Source organism: Rahnella sikkimica, assembly GCF_002951615.1.
GTDB lineage: Bacteria > Pseudomonadota > Gammaproteobacteria > Enterobacterales > Enterobacteriaceae > Rahnella > Rahnella sikkimica.
Genome location: NZ_CP019062.1, coordinates 2170141 through 2184995 on the forward strand (window position 1 = coordinate 2170141; position 14855 = coordinate 2184995).

Annotated in this window: 16 protein-coding genes and 3 tRNA genes; 4 read left to right on the forward strand and 15 right to left on the reverse strand. The window is 50.0% G+C overall.

Annotation, left to right across the window (positions count from 1 at the left end):
- Positions 1-117: 117 nt before the first annotated feature.
- Positions 118-1302 (forward strand): glucans biosynthesis protein MdoC, encoded by a 1185-nt coding sequence (gene mdoC / locus BV494_RS09930; RefSeq protein WP_104922727.1) that lies wholly within the window; start codon positions 118-120, stop codon positions 1300-1302.
- Positions 1303-1389: 87 nt separating this feature from the next.
- Here the strand turns inward: mdoC and BV494_RS09935 are convergent, their stop codons facing one another.
- Entirely contained in the window at positions 1390-2424 is a 1035-nt protein-coding gene (locus BV494_RS09935) for an HlyD family secretion protein (RefSeq protein WP_104922728.1), read from the reverse strand.
- Positions 2425-2482: 58 nt separating this feature from the next.
- Positions 2483-4093: an MFS transporter gene (locus BV494_RS09940; RefSeq protein WP_104924766.1), complete on the reverse strand. Its 1611-nt coding sequence runs from the start codon at positions 4091-4093 to the stop codon at positions 2483-2485.
- 256 nt (positions 4094-4349) lie between these two features.
- Here BV494_RS09940 and BV494_RS09945 point away from each other — a divergent pair, with 256 nt between their 5' ends.
- Positions 4350-5114, forward strand: coding sequence for an IclR family transcriptional regulator (locus tag BV494_RS09945; RefSeq protein WP_104922729.1), 765 nt, complete (start codon positions 4350-4352; stop codon positions 5112-5114).
- 38 nt (positions 5115-5152) lie between these two features.
- Positions 5153-5599 (forward strand): universal stress protein, encoded by a 447-nt coding sequence (locus BV494_RS09950; RefSeq protein WP_104922730.1) that lies wholly within the window; start codon positions 5153-5155, stop codon positions 5597-5599.
- Between the two features lie 71 nt (positions 5600-5670).
- Here BV494_RS09950 and BV494_RS09955 read toward each other — a convergent pair whose 3' ends face one another.
- The 6 genes from BV494_RS09955 to BV494_RS09975 form a co-directional block, all read right to left on the reverse strand.
- A complete protein-coding gene (locus BV494_RS09955; protein ID WP_226790062.1) occupies positions 5671-5955 on the reverse strand; it encodes a hypothetical protein in 285 nt (94 codons plus the stop codon).
- 403 nt (positions 5956-6358) lie between these two features.
- A complete protein-coding gene (locus BV494_RS09960; protein ID WP_104922732.1) occupies positions 6359-6700 on the reverse strand; it encodes a DUF2502 domain-containing protein in 342 nt (113 codons plus the stop codon).
- A gap of 251 nt (positions 6701-6951) precedes the next feature.
- Entirely contained in the window at positions 6952-7083 is a 132-nt protein-coding gene (locus BV494_RS26280; protein WP_013576285.1) for a hypothetical protein, read from the reverse strand.
- 103 nt (positions 7084-7186) lie between these two features.
- Positions 7187-7450, reverse strand: a complete 264-nt coding sequence (locus BV494_RS09965; RefSeq protein ID WP_226790063.1) for a hypothetical protein — start codon at positions 7448-7450, stop codon at positions 7187-7189.
- A gap of 47 nt (positions 7451-7497) precedes the next feature.
- Complete coding sequence (locus tag BV494_RS09970; RefSeq protein ID WP_104922734.1) at positions 7498-7773, reverse strand: hypothetical protein; 276 nt, start codon at positions 7771-7773, stop codon at positions 7498-7500.
- 128 nt (positions 7774-7901) lie between these two features.
- Positions 7902-8408, reverse strand: a complete 507-nt coding sequence (locus BV494_RS09975) for a YlaC family protein (protein ID WP_104922735.1) — start codon at positions 8406-8408, stop codon at positions 7902-7904.
- Between the two features lie 182 nt (positions 8409-8590).
- Here BV494_RS09975 and BV494_RS09980 point away from each other — a divergent pair, with 182 nt between their 5' ends.
- Entirely contained in the window at positions 8591-9067 is a 477-nt protein-coding gene (locus BV494_RS09980; RefSeq protein WP_104922736.1) for a GyrI-like domain-containing protein, read from the forward strand.
- A 5-nt stretch (positions 9068-9072) separates the two neighbouring features.
- Here the strand turns inward: BV494_RS09980 and deoR are convergent, their stop codons facing one another.
- The 7 genes from deoR to uvrY all read right to left on the reverse strand — a co-directional run bounded on the left by deoR (position 9073) and on the right by uvrY (position 14168).
- Positions 9073-9837, reverse strand: coding sequence for a DNA-binding transcriptional repressor DeoR (deoR, locus tag BV494_RS09985; RefSeq protein WP_104922737.1), 765 nt, complete (start codon positions 9835-9837; stop codon positions 9073-9075).
- Between the two features lie 789 nt (positions 9838-10626).
- Positions 10627-10712, reverse strand: a tRNA-Leu gene (locus tag BV494_RS09995).
- 11 nt (positions 10713-10723) lie between these two features.
- Positions 10724-10797: transfer RNA gene (locus BV494_RS10000), tRNA-Cys, on the reverse strand.
- 58 nt (positions 10798-10855) lie between these two features.
- Positions 10856-10931, reverse strand: a tRNA-Gly gene (locus tag BV494_RS10005).
- Between the two features lie 147 nt (positions 10932-11078).
- Positions 11079-11627, reverse strand: coding sequence for a CDP-diacylglycerol--glycerol-3-phosphate 3-phosphatidyltransferase (gene pgsA, locus BV494_RS10010; RefSeq protein WP_104922739.1), 549 nt, complete (start codon positions 11625-11627; stop codon positions 11079-11081).
- Positions 11628-11683: 56 nt separating this feature from the next.
- Entirely contained in the window at positions 11684-13519 is a 1836-nt protein-coding gene (uvrC, locus tag BV494_RS10015; protein WP_255414953.1) for an excinuclease ABC subunit UvrC, read from the reverse strand.
- A complete protein-coding gene (gene uvrY / locus BV494_RS10020; protein ID WP_104922741.1) occupies positions 13512-14168 on the reverse strand; it encodes a UvrY/SirA/GacA family response regulator transcription factor in 657 nt (218 codons plus the stop codon). Before uvrY ends, uvrC begins: the two co-directional genes overlap by 8 nt.
- Positions 14169-14855 lie beyond the last annotated feature (687 nt).

Here is a 14855-nt window from a genome sequence, read left to right on the forward strand (position 1 = left end):
TTTTAAGGTAAGAAACTAAACTAATGTCAACGACGATCATTTTTGGTTACCTGAGAAATTACCCTTAAGACAAACTTCGCTCTAAAATTAGGATGAGCCACTTACAACGGATACGTAATGAAACCACAAAAACCGCAACGTGAGTTTTTCCTGGACTCTATCCGCGCCTATTTGATGCTGCTGGGTATTCCTTTCCATATATCATTGATTTACTCCAGTCATATCTGGGCGGTAAACAGTGCGGTGCCTTCGCACGGCCTGACAATTTTCAATGATATTATTCACGCCTTCCGGATGCAGGTTTTCTTCGTCATCTCCGGGTATTTTTCTTATATGCTGTACGAGCGCTACGACTCACACCAGTGGCTCAAGGTGCGTCTTGAGCGGGTCGCTATCCCGCTGGTGGCGGCATTTCCGCTGATCACCCTCCCACAGCTTTATTTTTTGATGAAATTCACGGATAAATTTTCCGGCTGGGGAAATATGGATTTCTATCAAAAGATTAACATTACCGTTTGGGAATTAGTGTCCCATTTATGGTTCCTGTTAACGCTGGTTATTCTGACCAGCATTTGTTTTTACCTTTTCAAATTCATTAAAGAAATTAAGACTAATCGTATTCAATTAATAAAAAGCCGAACCAACACGTTAGGAAAACTCTCAATTGTATTTTTATTTATCGGCTTAATTTACGCGGCGTTTAACCGCGGACTGTATCTTTTTGCACCTCATTTACTTTCTAACGGTGCGTTTAATTTCATCGTTATGCAGACATTGTTTTATCTGCCATTTTTCATCCTCGGCGCGTTTGCTTATAAATTCTCCTGGTTGAAAGAGCTGTTCCTGAAGCCATCAGCCACAGCGGGTGTGGTAAGCATCTTCCTGTTCGCCGCTTACATGTTTAATCAGCACGTGAATACTCCGCAGCTGTACTCGATGGAAATCGACGCCATCATCACCACCCTGCTGGGGATCCTGATGGTTAACGTGGTGTTTTCATTCAGCCATTACCTGCTCAACTTTCAGGCACCGTGGATCACTTATCTGGTGAATTCGTCGCTGTTTATCTATCTGATTCATCACCCGTTAACGCTGATTTACGGGGCATTTATCACGCCGAAGATCCACAGCGACTGGCTGGGCTTCTGGCTGGGTCTGGTGTTTGTCTTCGGTATCGCGTTCATTCTTTACGAAGTGCACAAACGCATTCCGATTCTGCGATTCCTCTTCTCGGGTAAACCGCAGCATACGGCGAAGAAAAATGCGTCGGACACCACGCCACCGCAAAATCAGGCGTCCTGACGCTACGTGCGCAGCGAAAACAAAAAGGGCCGTGCGGTTAAGCATGGCCCTTTTGCTTTCTGGTGTCTGGATTTTGAAGAGTGAAACTCAGCGTGATGCGGTATCTATTGTCGGGATTACGGACATCCCGACTTTTAGCCGCTTCGCGTCGGCCTGATCTTTATCCAGCACAATCTTCACCGCCAGACGCTGCACCACTTTGGTGTAGTTACCGGTCGCATTATCCGGTGAAATCGGCGAAAAAGTGACGCCCGTCGCCGGAGAAATACTGTCTACTTTCCCTTTCAGCGTCACGCCCGGCAGTGCATCGATTTTGATATCAACAGGCTGATTCTGCTGAACATCGCCCAGCTGCGTTTCCAGATAATTCGCCACAATATAGGCATCATGAAGCGGCACAACGGCCAGCACGCGCGTTCCTGCGCTGACATAACCGCCAATGCGCAAAGAACGTTGCCCGACCACGCCGTCAACCGGTGCCGTGATTTCTGTATAGGTAAGATTCAGTTTCGCCTGCGCCAGCGCGGTCGCCGCAGAATCAATCGCTGCTTTGGCCTGCGCCTGTTCGGCTTTCAGTACGTCAACCTGCTTTTCTGCTGCCTGCGCAGCAGCCATGTCGCTTTGCTGAGAAGCCAGCTTTGAGCGCAAATTAGCGTCAGATTCATCGCGCGCATCGGCGGTACCTGAGCCATTTTGCAGTAAACGTTTGTAGCGGTCAGCACTCTGGCGGGCATACGCAATACTGGCAGAATCCGCATTCACCATGGCCTGCGCCTGTAAAATAGTCTGCTGCTGTTTCGCCAGTTGCGCGGTCAGGCTGAGCATTTGCGCATTCGCCGTTTCGAGACTGGCCTCTGCGGTGAGCACGGCATTGCGGTAATCGCGATCGTCAATTTTTGCCAGCACATCCCCCGCTTTTACGTTCTGATTATCCTGAACATACACATCGGCAATCGTGCCGGAAATTCGCGGGGCGACCAGCGTGGAGTCTGCCGACACAAAAGCATCATCGGTTTCCGGTGCGCGCTCTGAAGACAACATCCAGAAGGCAATCACAATCAGTAATACCACCACCACGGCGGCAACCAGCCAGCTCAGGCGGACAGGCGATGTTTTTATCATGATGATTTTCTCTCGTACTTTCTTATAGTGAAATTCATTCGTTCAGGTGATGCTTCATTCAGGGGCGTTTAACCAGAGACTGAGGCGGATAGGACCGTTTGGGCAGGATGGCGGCCAGCAATATCAGCGCCATTGCCAGACCGATAATCAGCATATAGATATCAGCGAGGCTCAGAATCAGCGCCTGCTTCCTGACCAGCCTGGAAAACTGCGTAATGATTTCGGTTGAAATCGCCGAGCCATCACTGTTCAGCGGTGCCAGAAAACTGCTGCCACCGCCATAAGGCTGGGAAAGCAGATAGTTCACGCCGCCAATATGATTGAGTAAAACGTTAGAATGGAACTGCTCACGATCGCTGACCATTACGCCCAGAATCGCACTTCCCGCAATACTCCCCATTCCGCGCGTTGTATTAAACATCGCGGCGGCAAACGGCCCTTCCTGCGGCTGAACGACGCTGGTTGCGCCGAGCAAAATGGGCAGCACCGCCATCGGCTGTCCGAACGCCTGCATAATCTGAATCACATAAAAGTTGTCGCGCGCCCAGACGCTGGTGATATGCGTTCCCCAGTAACAGGAAAGCCCCACCAGCCCCAGCCCGCAGGCCAGAACCCAGCGGCTGTCGACCCAGCGGAACGTCAGGAAAAACGCCACCAGCGGAGCAAGAAGCAGCTGCGGCAAACCGATCGTCAGTGCCAGCGGCCCGACCTGCACCGCACGAAATCCACCGACCTGCTGCATGAAGTTCGCGGGCAACGCCGAACCGGATAAAAACAGGAACATCAGCGCAAACAGCGTGATTAATCCGTGCGCCAGGTTATGACGTTTCAGCATCTGCAATTTGAACAGCGGCAACGGGTGATGCCATTCGTTAACCAGAAAAACGGTTAACAGCGCCAGCGAGGCAAAAAACATCACGGTAATCAGCGGCGAGTGGAACCAGTCCAGCCGTTCGCCCTGCTGAAGAACCAGCACCAGCAAAGAAATGCCGCTGCATCCCGTCACCATCCCCACAATATCCATCTGTTTCAAACGCTCGAAACGCTGTGGATCTTGCGGTAATCCGTAACCAATCAGCAGATAGCCCAGCACGCACGGCGGGATAACCTGCCAGAAGACCCATTTCCAGCCAACATAATCGGTCCAGATGGCCGCCATAGAGGTGGCAATATTCGGCCCAAATGTGGCGGTCAGCGCATACGCACTCAGCCCGTAAAGTTTGTACTGCGGCGGCATAAACCGCAGTGCCGCCGTCATCAGCAAAGGCGGCATCGCCCCGCCAAATACCCCCTGAACCGCACGCAACGTAATAAACACCGGCAGGTTTGGCGAGTACGGCAAAACAGCGGCCACCAGCAAAAAGCCCAGCGTGACGAACAGCGTGAAGCGGCGCAGCGAAAACGTCACCGCCAGCCACGGCGCAATCATCATGGCTGCTACTTCGGCCGCCTGATAGGAGCCGATCAGCCATGAACCGGGATCATTACTGATACTTAAAGCGCCACGAACATCAGCCAAAGCAATATCCGTGACACGGTCGTTCAGGCCGGAGCAAAGTGCGACGATCAATACGCCCGCTAATCCGGTGACCAGCCTCGCGCTAAACGTTGGCGGCCCGGACGTTCCGGCGCTGCTGGCGGCCGGTGCCTGTGCAATTGGCTGATTCATAATTTTGCTCATTAACTTCGCCGCTTATGTTGCGCCGAGAAGGAGAAGTCACACCTGCGCCGGGAAAGGCACCGGTAAAGTGAGTAACGTCACTTTTATTTCGATGCATTGCATCGCATCGTGATACACGCCGAAATACTATAATACGGTACAGTGTATTGCAATGTGATTAGGAATTGTTTTTCACCGGTTCAGCCATTACATTGGCAAGACGAGGTGTTGGCGGATGACACCGGATCATGAATAAGGAAAACGAATGGCGCAGGATATTCCGGCAGACGAAGAGCGCAGCGGTGGGATCCAGGTGATCTCGCGTGCGGCATCGGTGCTTAATGCACTGGGCAAACACCCTCAGGGCATGAGCCTGGGAGCCATCGCGAATGATGTCGATCTTCCCCGCTCCACGGTGCAGCGTATTGTTGCCGCGCTGGCAGAAGAAGGTCTGGTCCGTTCGGAAGGCAACGGCGGTGTTCGGCTCGGGCCGACGCTGCTGAAACTCGCCTCTACCGTACACACCGACATGATCGCCATCGCCACCCCTTTCCTTCGCCATCTGAACGAAATCACCGGGGAAACCGTGGCCATTGGCCGCGCCAGTGGCCGTCAGATTGCCAATATTCACTGTATTGTGGCGGAAAAAGAGTTACGTATTGTTCCCCGCGTTGGCCTGAATTTGCCGATTTACAGCACGTCTTCAGGTCGTGCCCTGCTGGCGCTTAAAACAGATGAGGAAGTTCGTCTTATTGTTGGAGAAGTTCTGGAACCGGCGACGAAAAATACCGTCAGCACGCTCGGCGCATTGCTCGACATCATTGCCGACGTTCGCCGCGACGGGTACTCGATTGAAACAAGCGAAACCGTGGAAGGTGTCTCCACTGTCGCGGTTGCCATCGACACGATTTTGGGCCGCTATTCGGTTTCCGTTCTGGTTCCGACTCCGCGCCTTGACGCCAAACAGGACGTGATCCGCACCGCTTTGCTTGAGTGCAAAGATGCGCTGACCAGCGAAATTGGCAAGTAACAACGAACCTTAGAAATCAGGCTGTAGAAGGAATATCAATGTTTGACGTCATTTTGTTAGCCGTAGATGGCTCCAGACAAACGAAATTCGTCGTAGATTTAAGCCGCCAGCTCGCCCGCGGCCACAATTCAACGGTGTATGTCACCTGTTGTATCGATGAGTCTTACGCACTGGAAGAAAACGGCGATACACCCGGCGAAGTCACCGATTATCCGCCTGCCGAAGAAGAGCAAAATACCGCCCGCGCCGTGGTCGGCCAGGCCCTGAAAACGCTGGCGCAAGCGGGGATTCAGGCCAAAGGCAATATCATAGTCGGTAACGCCGGAGAAGCGCTGGTAGCGGAAGCGGTGAAAAGACAGGCGTCGGTCATCGTGATGGGGCACCGGCAACTTTCGGCTTTTGGCCGCATCATGAAAGGTTCTGTCAGCGCAGAAGTTATCGCGCGGTCACCCTGCCCGGTGATGGTAGAAGTGCGGGGGAACTGATTCTTCTGCAATCCCTGCAAGTAAAAATGCAAAAAGCGCCAAATGGCGCTTTTAAAATTCGGGAAACAGGACTATTTCGTATTCATTAACCCCATCGACTTTGCCCATTCCGTGATGTGCTCACGATAGAAAAAGGCAATATCAAATTCCAGGGAGCATTCCCTTGAAGGGGTGACCGTACCTAAACACGGATATTCCTGCGGACGACATTCAAATAAAAACTCATCCATTTCTTCGTCGGTCAGCAACGTATCGCCTTCTATCTTGTCCTGATAAAAATAGGCATCCAACATCCAGAGACGGAACTCAAAATCGTTTTTAATCAGGCGCATAGCGGTAATCTCAGTAAATGACAAATAGCGCACCTGAGTAAAAAATCCTTAACACGTCAATATGATATCAGGCACGCATTGCGTTCAGGCCTTCCATTGCTGATTTCATATAACAAGAAATTAACACAACAATCACACTTAGCAAGCAGCACTTTCTCTTAAAAGTTTATCGAAGAAGTGTTTATTGTCATTCCTCACAATAATCGGCTTTTAATATAATCCCCATGAATGGTTTATATTTTAAATATTCAGTATGCGATTAATTTTGCAGGAAATTATCAGCAGAAGAGGTTTTAAAACGATTAAAAACGAAAAGGAACAGAACTGACATTGGGGATGCCTCGCATCACCACTGCCAACCCTGTTCCCACAAACTGTCGTTACTGTACTTTCGTGTTCGCTTTCTTAGCTGTTCTGTAAAACGTGATTACCAGCGGCCAGGAGGCGGGCCTTCACGCCAGTGTCCCGGAGGACCATCGTGCCAGTAGCCAGGAGGTGGGCCTTCGTGCCAGTGCTCATGATGCCAGTAGCGTGGCGGCGGTGGCGGCGCCGGTTCGTAATACACCCAATGCCCGCGACCTTCATCACGATAATGATCGTCCCACCAGCCTGGCGGACGCCAGTCACCACCGTCCCAATAATATCCACGATTATCGCGGTCACCGATATGCAGTGACAGCCCCGGCATATTAAGCCCAACCTCGACGTCTGCCTGTGCGATGGCTGGCAAAGTGAGCAAAACGGCGAGAACAAAAATCAGTTTTTTCATTGTGAACCTCACGACCTGCTTATCAGGTGATGACAAAGTACCGCCAGCTATCTTCCTGTTCTATAGGAATTTATCCCAAAAAAAACGTCCTGACGCTATCCTTACAGTTGCGTCAGAGGCAATTTTGGGAGACCGGGGTGCAACACTATGTCAGCAAAGGAGATTCAGCCGAAAATGTAGGAACAAGAATAAATGACAGATACAAAAAAACCGCCGAAGCGGTTTCCTGTTTGCTGCTTTGTTGGGCAAAATCAGATTTTGCAACCTTCGCAGTCACTTTCGTCCTGAACGGCTTCAGGCACTTCTGCTGCTTTTTCAGCCGCTTTTACTTCAGCTGTTTCAAGTGCAGCATCAATGTCAAAATCAAAAATATCGTCGCTCATTCTCATCACCTTAATTGTTCAAAATCGAATTCAGTATAAACGACAGTCCCTGCCCGGTGCCGGTTTTTTTGTGCCCTGCAGCGGCAACAATCGCCTGCTAACATCAACTGTCGAAGCCAAAGCCCATTTTATGTGCCCACTCAAACACTTGTTCTTTATAGAAAAAGCGGGGTTCGCACACACCCGGTTCTCCCGGCGTCTGAATCATCACCGCGACGCAGGGATAAGCCACCGGGCGCGCGTCAAATATAAAATCTTCCACTTCCTGATCGGCAAACTCAGAGGTTTCGCCTACCGCGCTGGCCTGGAATATTTCATCCATGATCCACTGGCGGTATTCAAATTCGTTGCTGATAAATTTCATCATTTACCCCTGTTCGGCTTTTACTTAACATGCGGTCAGAACCGGATTATTCAATGATGCAGCGCATCGCCACCGCAGCAAGGGCACATTTGGGCGCGGGAAACCGACATTGCAACGCTGCCGTCACTGTCCCACTCCACGCGTAAAGGTTTGCCATTGTCGTTTTCGGCTTTGATGAAGCGATCAAAATGTGTCGCCTGTCCGGTCATCGTTTCAGTCAGCAACAGTTCATCGCCAGCATAAATGCGCGCGGTCGCCTGTGCATCCTGTTTTTCACCGGAAGTGATTTTGTGCAGATGATGAATAGTAAGTTTGATTCGTTCCACTGTCGCTCCTGTAGCGGCTGGTATCATTTTTCGAAGGTACAATTCATTCACGAAAATGATACCCAGCCACTATTTTATCAGAGCATACAGGGTAACGTCATGGGCAGAGGCCATGTTTAACGGCGGGATTAGTGAGCTAACTGTGCTGTTCGGGTGGGATCTTGCTTTTGACTTTCCAGACGCGCCAGATCATACACATCATAAAAGTCGATGGACCCTTTATTACGTACGATCGATTCAATGCGATTTTTGACCCACAAACTCACGCTGCCGGCACTCAGGATTTCCTTAACCGCCTCACCGGATAATTCGCGGCTGAAATACCATTCGCCGTTATAGCAAACACGAAGATCTAACACGCCAATATCTTCGTAGCGGTAAACGGGTTTGATTTCAAGCAGCAGCATCGCCGACATAAACAGTAAAAATGCGGTGAAGCCGATAAACCAACCGATGCCCATGTACGGTGAAACATACATCACCGCGCCGACGGCGATATAGCCGACCAGCATCGCCAGGCACAGCCACGGATGGTTCACGAAGAACTCCCCGTTGATGCGTGCCTTTCCGTCGCGCCCTTCCTGACGGTTGATTCGATCTATTTCACTGTTTAATACATTTTTGATTACGTCCATCTCATAACCTCACTGCGTGACGACTATAATGCAATCTGATTACATAATTTTATCACGACAACTGTTATAGCGCGTAGAGCAGTTACCGTTCCTAAAACGGTAAACTGTTATAGATAATTTTGGCATTGACGTTTTACCCACATGGAAACCATCCAATTTGTGTCAGATAAAAGGAGATCATCGTGGCATTATCAATCGTAGAAAGACCGGCCAAAAAGCTGGTGAGCTACCGGGTTGTCGGTCCTTATCAGGAGTCAATCCACAGCGGCTTTCAGCAACTGACCAAATGGGTTGCGCGCCATCATCAGCCGCATACTGAATGGCTGACCTGGTTTCATGATAACCCAGATACCACGCCTGGAGAGGCTTTGCGGGCCGATCCCTCCGTCTGCGTCGCCGATAATTTTATTCTGGATGAAGCAGAAGGCCTGTCGCTGCAAACGTTACCGGGAGGCACTTATGCGGCCTATCACACCACCATTGCCGACGGTAATTTTGAGAAAGCCTGGCGCGATTTTTATGCACAATTGCTGACCAGCACGCACTACCGGCCGGACGGAAAAGCCTGTTTCGAGCACTACCTCAGCGATGGTTCGAAAAGTGGCATCTGGGAAGTTGTACTTTATCAGTCTGTGGAGAAAATTCCCGCTATCCGCTAAAAGTCTCAGACCAGAAGCGGAATGTCAGACTGGTTGCAAAAATCGAGATAAGCCCGCGGTGGCTCAGCGTTGCTGACCAGTACATTGAATCGGGCAAGAGGTGCGATTGCCGCCGGTCGCACCTGATCAAACTTCGTGCTGTCTGCCACCAGAATGCTTTGCGCAGAACGCTCCATCGCCTGATGCTTCATCAGCAATTCATCAAAATTGTAACAGGTCACGCCGTGCTCGATACTGACGCCGGCCGCCGAAATAAAGGCTTTGGCCGGGCGGATATAATCCAGTTCGCTGCTGCGCCCTAAGGGCGTGAAAATACTGTTGCTGGATTTGAACGCGCCACCACACAAAATCACGTCACAGTGAGGCTTTTCCTGCAATGCCAGAAAGGTATTAAGCGAATAGCAGATGGCCGTAAAGGTGAGAGTTTCAGGAATGCTTTCAATAACATAAGGCATGGTTGTGCCGCAATCAAAAAACACCGTGTCATTCGTCTGAATCAGCCCCGCAGCGCGTGAGGCAAGCTGCTTTTTCTCCGCAACCTGACGCATTTTCTGCTCGCTGACAAAGTAATGCGTCGCCGGATTATTCTTCGGATCCTTTACAATGTAGCCGCCCAGTAAAATTACCGGCGCAGGTTCCGCGTTAAGGTCACGGCGAATCGTCATTTCGGAAACATTAAGCAGTAAAGACGCTTCTTTCAGATGAATTTTGTCGGTCTTTTTTAATGCCAGCAGCAGCCGCTGGATCCTGTCTTCACGCTTATTTTCCATGGTGTTATCTCACGCCTTTCCCGTTCGCAGCCGCTCACTATACCTTTGCCGCACAACCACCGCAAACCCGCCAGGAGCCTGAGCTTACTGCAATTGCCGTTTCGTCAGATACCCGCCAGAAACAGCACTGGTAGAGCGAACCCTTAATGCGTTGGTGGGAAGGAAGGAGGAAGGAATATGGCGGCCATCGATAGGAAACTTTTCACCGCCCATCAGCAGCTTGTGCGCTCTCTACACGTAGTTGGCGCTGAAATCCACTGATAATTAAATTATCGTTAAGTAACTGCCGCCTTTTTGTGCTAGACTACTGGCCGCTCTAAGTAAAACCGGAGGTTTTATGAGTTCCCCTGTTGTAAGCGCTCAAGACGAGTGTCCGTTGTGCCAAAGCACGAATAAGACGTCGGTAAATATGTCGGCGAAAATTGTCACTGTGACCTGCACTTCATGTGGCCGTTACAGTATCTTCCGAAAAACTATGGAAGAAATTTCTATAGACAGGAAGAAACGCGTTGCCCTGCAGGCGTTCTTCACCAGTCAGCCTAACTACCATCTGCCTTTATCTATCAGGGCACTGAGCAACACTGAATCACCGGGTGAATTTTAACCCTAAAAACGCCCCTCGGGGCTGTTTTATTTCCCTTCTCTGCACTTACTCCCCTGCACGCCACATGAAAAATCATCATTGCGAATTCTTGTGGCTTGCTGAATTTCAGACATAAAAAAACCACCCGAAGGTGGCTATAACGACATTACTACTTTATTGCTTTTGATTATTCAGCTAATTTCCCATGGTACCCGGGACGAGACTTGAACTCGTACAGCCTAAGGCCGAGGGATTTTAAATCCCTTGTGTCTACCGATTCCACCACCCGGGCTCCGGGAAAATTGGAGGCGCGTTCCGGAGTCGAACCGGACTAGGCGGATTTGCAATCCGCTACATAACCGCTTTGTTAACGCGCCTTAAATCTTACTACTTGTCTTGCACTTAAACCAATTCGCGAACCAGTTTAATAAAATTTGGAGCGGGAAACGAGACTCGAACTCGCGACCCCGACCTTGGCAAGGTCGTGCTCTACCAACTGAGCTATTCCCGCTTTAATCAGAACGTACTGATTTTTTTAACTATCTTCTGGCGCATAACTGGCTGCCTTCCGATGCGTTGCATTCTACTGACCTGACGGATTGAGTCAATAAAATTATCAGGTTCATGCGATCGTTTGACGTTTTTTACGTCAGTTTGATCAGGGTTCCAGCAAATCGTGACGCGCAGCGTTCAAATACTGGAACATTGACCAGAAAGTCAGCACCGCCGCAATGTAAAGCGCCACCACACCGACACCCACCACAATGTTATCAGGACGCCATAATAATGCGACCAGGGACAGCATTTGCGCCGTTGTCTTCACTTTACCAATCCAGGACACCGCAACACTGCTTCGTTTTCCGATTTCCGCCATCCACTCACGCAACGCAGAAATGATAATTTCGCGGGCAATCATCGTCGCCGCAGGCAACGTAATCCACCATGAATGGAAATATTCAGCGACCAGCACCAGCGCAATGGCCACCAAAACTTTGTCTGCGACCGGATCCAGAAATGCACCAAAGCGCGTTGTTTGCTTCAGGCGACGGGCAAGATAACCATCAAACCAGTCAGTCACTGCAGCAAAAACGAAAATCAATGCGCAAACCATGGGTGCCCATGGATAAGGCAGATAGAAGGCCAGCACAAAGAACGGTATCAGGACAACGCGGAACAGGGTAAGGCACGTAGGTATATTCAATTGCATAGCGAAGGTAACTGTTTGTCCGGTGTGGATATTATGAGTATGTTGCTACATTGCCTTTAGTGTTTCAACGCATTATGAATCTTTTCTGCCAATGCGTTTGAAATACCCGGCACCTGTGCAATTTCCTCTACGCTGGCATTCAGTAATGGCTGAATGCCTCCCATGTATTTCAGTAAAACCTGACGCCGTTTTGGCCCGACGCCTTCAATTTCTTCCAGGGCACTGGTCGTACGCACTTTAGCGCGACGCTGGCGGTGGCCGGTGATCGCATGATTGTGCGAATCATCGCGAATATGTTGAATCACATGCAATGCCGGAGAATCCGCTGGCAGCGCAATCCCCTCACCTTCAGGCACAAAAAACAGCGTTTCCAGCCCGGCTTTGCGGTCAGCACCTTTTGCGATACCAATCAGCAGCGGTTTAGATTTATCCCACTCAACATTCAGCGAGTCAAAAACATCGCGTGCCATACCGAGCTGACCTTTCCCGCCATCGATAAAAATGACATCGGGAATTTTCTTTTCATCGAGCGCCTTACTATAACGGCGGTTCAGCACCTGAGCCATCGCCGCATAATCATCGCCAGGCGTAATACCGGTGATGTTGTAGCGGCGGTATTCCGAGCGCACGGGGCCGTTGCCGTCGAAAACCACGCACGAAGCGACCGTTTGCTCGCCCATAGTATGGCTGATGTCGAAGCATTCCATGCGGTTAATTTCAGCAAGATGGAGTGTTTTTGCCAATTCTGCCAGACGCTGATGGATTGTAGATTGCTGCGCAAGCTTCGTTGTCAGGGCGGTGGATGCGTTGGTGCGCGCCAGTTTCAGATAACGCGCACGGTCACCGCGAGGTTTGCTCTGAATCTGGACCTTGCGTCCAGCCATTTCACTCAGCGATTCCGCCAGCAGATCTTTTTCTGGCAGGCTGAAATCGAGCAAAATTTCGCCGGGAAGCGTGCGCATCTGGCTACCCTGCAAATAGAATTGCCCGACAAACGTCTGAACGACTTCGCCCAGATCGGTTCCGCCCGGCACTTTCGGGTAATAGCTGCGGCTGCCGAGCACTTTGCCCTGGCGGATAAACAGCACGTGCAGACAGGCCATCCCGGATTCAAAGGCGACGCCGATGACGTCCAGATCTTCGCTGTTGCCCGAAACAAACTGACGCTCAGTGACGCGGCGAACGGCCTGAATCTGATCGCGGATCCGTCCGGCATCTTCAAAGCGTAAATCTTTGCTGGCTTCTTCCATGCGGTTAACCAGCTGTGTGACAACTTGCTGGTCTTTGCCCGACAGGAACAGGCGCACGTAATCCACCTGATCGTTGTATTCCTGATCGCTGACCAGCCCTTTGACGCACGGCCCCAGACAGCGGCCAATCTGATATTGCAGACACGGGCGTGAGCGGTTGCTGTAAACGCTGTTTTCGCACTGACGGATAGGGAAAAGTTTTTGCAACAGCGCCAGCGTTTCACGGACAGCGTAAGAATTGGGGAAAGGCCCGAAATATTCGCCTTTCGCATGCTTCGCGCCACGGTGAACGGTAATTCTCGGATGGTTGTCCGCGCTGAGGAAGATCAGCGGGTACGACTTATCATCGCGCAGCAAAACGTTATAGCGCGGCTGATACAGTTTGATGTAGTTGTGTTCGAGCAACAGCGCTTCTGTTTCCGTATGCGTCACGGTGACATCGATTTGTGCGATATTCTTGACCAGCGTTTCCGTTTTACGGCTGGAAATCTGGACGCGAAAATAGCTGGAAAGACGTTTTTTAAGGTCTTTGGCTTTACCTACATAGATTACGGTGCCACTGGCGTCATACATCCTGTAGACGCCCGGCTGGCTGGTGACCGTTTTCAGAAAGGCTTTAGGGTCGAAACGCTCATCACTCACTGCCTGATAAAGTCTCCGCGTTGAACAAGCCATGTCGGATGGCCAAATGGGTTAACTCAACATCGCCGCTGATATTTAGTTTACTAAACATCCTATAACGATAACTGTTAACGGTCTTCGGACTCAAGTTCAGCTGTTCTGAAATTTCATTCACCTTTTGCCCTTTGGTAATCATAAGCATGATCTGTAACTCACGCTCCGATAAGGAATCAAACGGTGTTTCAGATTGGGGTTCAATCTGGCTGAGTGCCATTTGTTGAGCGATGTCAGACGCAATATAACGCTGCCCCGAATCAACCAGGCGGATAGCATTCACCACTTCCTGTGGCGCTGCCCCTTTACTCAGATAGCCCGAAGCCCCGGCCTGCATCACTTTGGCCGGTAACGGATTTTCGGTATAAATCGTCAGGATGATTATCTTGATGTCAGGCGAAAAACGAATGATTTTCTTCGTCGCTTCTAACCCGCCGATACCCGGCATATTCATATCCATCAGGACAATATCAACATCGTTGGCGCGACACCATTTGACGGCGTCTTCACCGCACTGCACTTCACCAACGACTTTGATGCCTTTGATATCTTCAAGAATGCGTCGTATCCCTGCGCGCACCAGTTCATGGTCATCAACAAGAAGAACGCTAATCAAAGAGAATTCTCCAAAAAATAAGGGCGACACACCGTCATGTTCTTAAAGCCCGTCTTAACGTAATCATGCACGCTGAACATTAATAGTGTTCTCAGACCGCTTATAAACGAAGAGGAGGTGGCAATTAGAGGCCAGCATTAACAAACTCGCCCCACTACCGCTCATCGGCAGTGTTTTAATCAGGAAGACAAAAAGCATTATTATAGCCCACGTATTTTACTCTATCACGCGGCCCTGACCAAGGAATGTCTGAAAAAAACTACTTTGCTGAATGTAAATGAGAAGTGCCATCACCTGTATTAATAATTCATTAAAAAAACCTGTGTAATCAACAGAAAAGGCGGGTAAGAGGTCCGATCTTTTCAACAGAACAAAAATAATAACACCGGAACTTTCAGGCTTAAAACAGGCATTTTCTTAGACTGGCTATTTATCCGCCAACACGTTCCTTTCATATATCTATGATATACCCGATTATTATTTTGGATCGCACGAATTGCTGATGGCTTATATGAATAAGTCTGCACATCCGGATGAAAGGTTCTCAGCTTACTATTATGTTTAGTATTCTTTACGACAGCCCGAATACTTTGTATGAATAATCCTATTCTGCCGTTTTTACGGCAACAGGTCGGCGCTGCACTAAAACGTGCCAACTATGCTAAAATGCTGCCACTTTTCACCCGT

Coding starts and splice junctions, on each gene's coding strand:
- BV494_RS09935 (WP_104922728.1), bottom strand. CDS start 2,424: ATGATAAAAACATCGCCTGTCCGCCTGAGCTGGCTGGTTGCCGCCGTG.
- pgsA (WP_104922739.1), bottom strand. CDS start 11,627: ATGCAATTGAATATACCTACGTGCCTTACCCTGTTCCGCGTTGTCCTG.
- deoR (WP_104922737.1), bottom strand. CDS start 9,837: ATGGAAAATAAGCGTGAAGACAGGATCCAGCGGCTGCTGCTGGCATTA.
- mdoC (WP_104922727.1), top strand. CDS start 118: ATGAAACCACAAAAACCGCAACGTGAGTTTTTCCTGGACTCTATCCGC.
- BV494_RS09975 (WP_104922735.1), bottom strand. CDS start 8,408: ATGGACGTAATCAAAAATGTATTAAACAGTGAAATAGATCGAATCAAC.
- BV494_RS09960 (WP_104922732.1), bottom strand. CDS start 6,700: ATGAAAAAACTGATTTTTGTTCTCGCCGTTTTGCTCACTTTGCCAGCC.
- BV494_RS09950 (WP_104922730.1), top strand. CDS start 5,153: ATGTTTGACGTCATTTTGTTAGCCGTAGATGGCTCCAGACAAACGAAA.
- BV494_RS09940 (WP_104924766.1), bottom strand. CDS start 4,093: ATGAATCAGCCAATTGCACAGGCACCGGCCGCCAGCAGCGCCGGAACG.
- BV494_RS09945 (WP_104922729.1), top strand. CDS start 4,350: ATGGCGCAGGATATTCCGGCAGACGAAGAGCGCAGCGGTGGGATCCAG.
- BV494_RS26280 (WP_013576285.1), bottom strand. CDS start 7,083: ATGAGCGACGATATTTTTGATTTTGACATTGATGCTGCACTTGAAACA.
- BV494_RS09965 (WP_226790063.1), bottom strand. CDS start 7,450: ATGATGAAATTTATCAGCAACGAATTTGAATACCGCCAGTGGATCATG.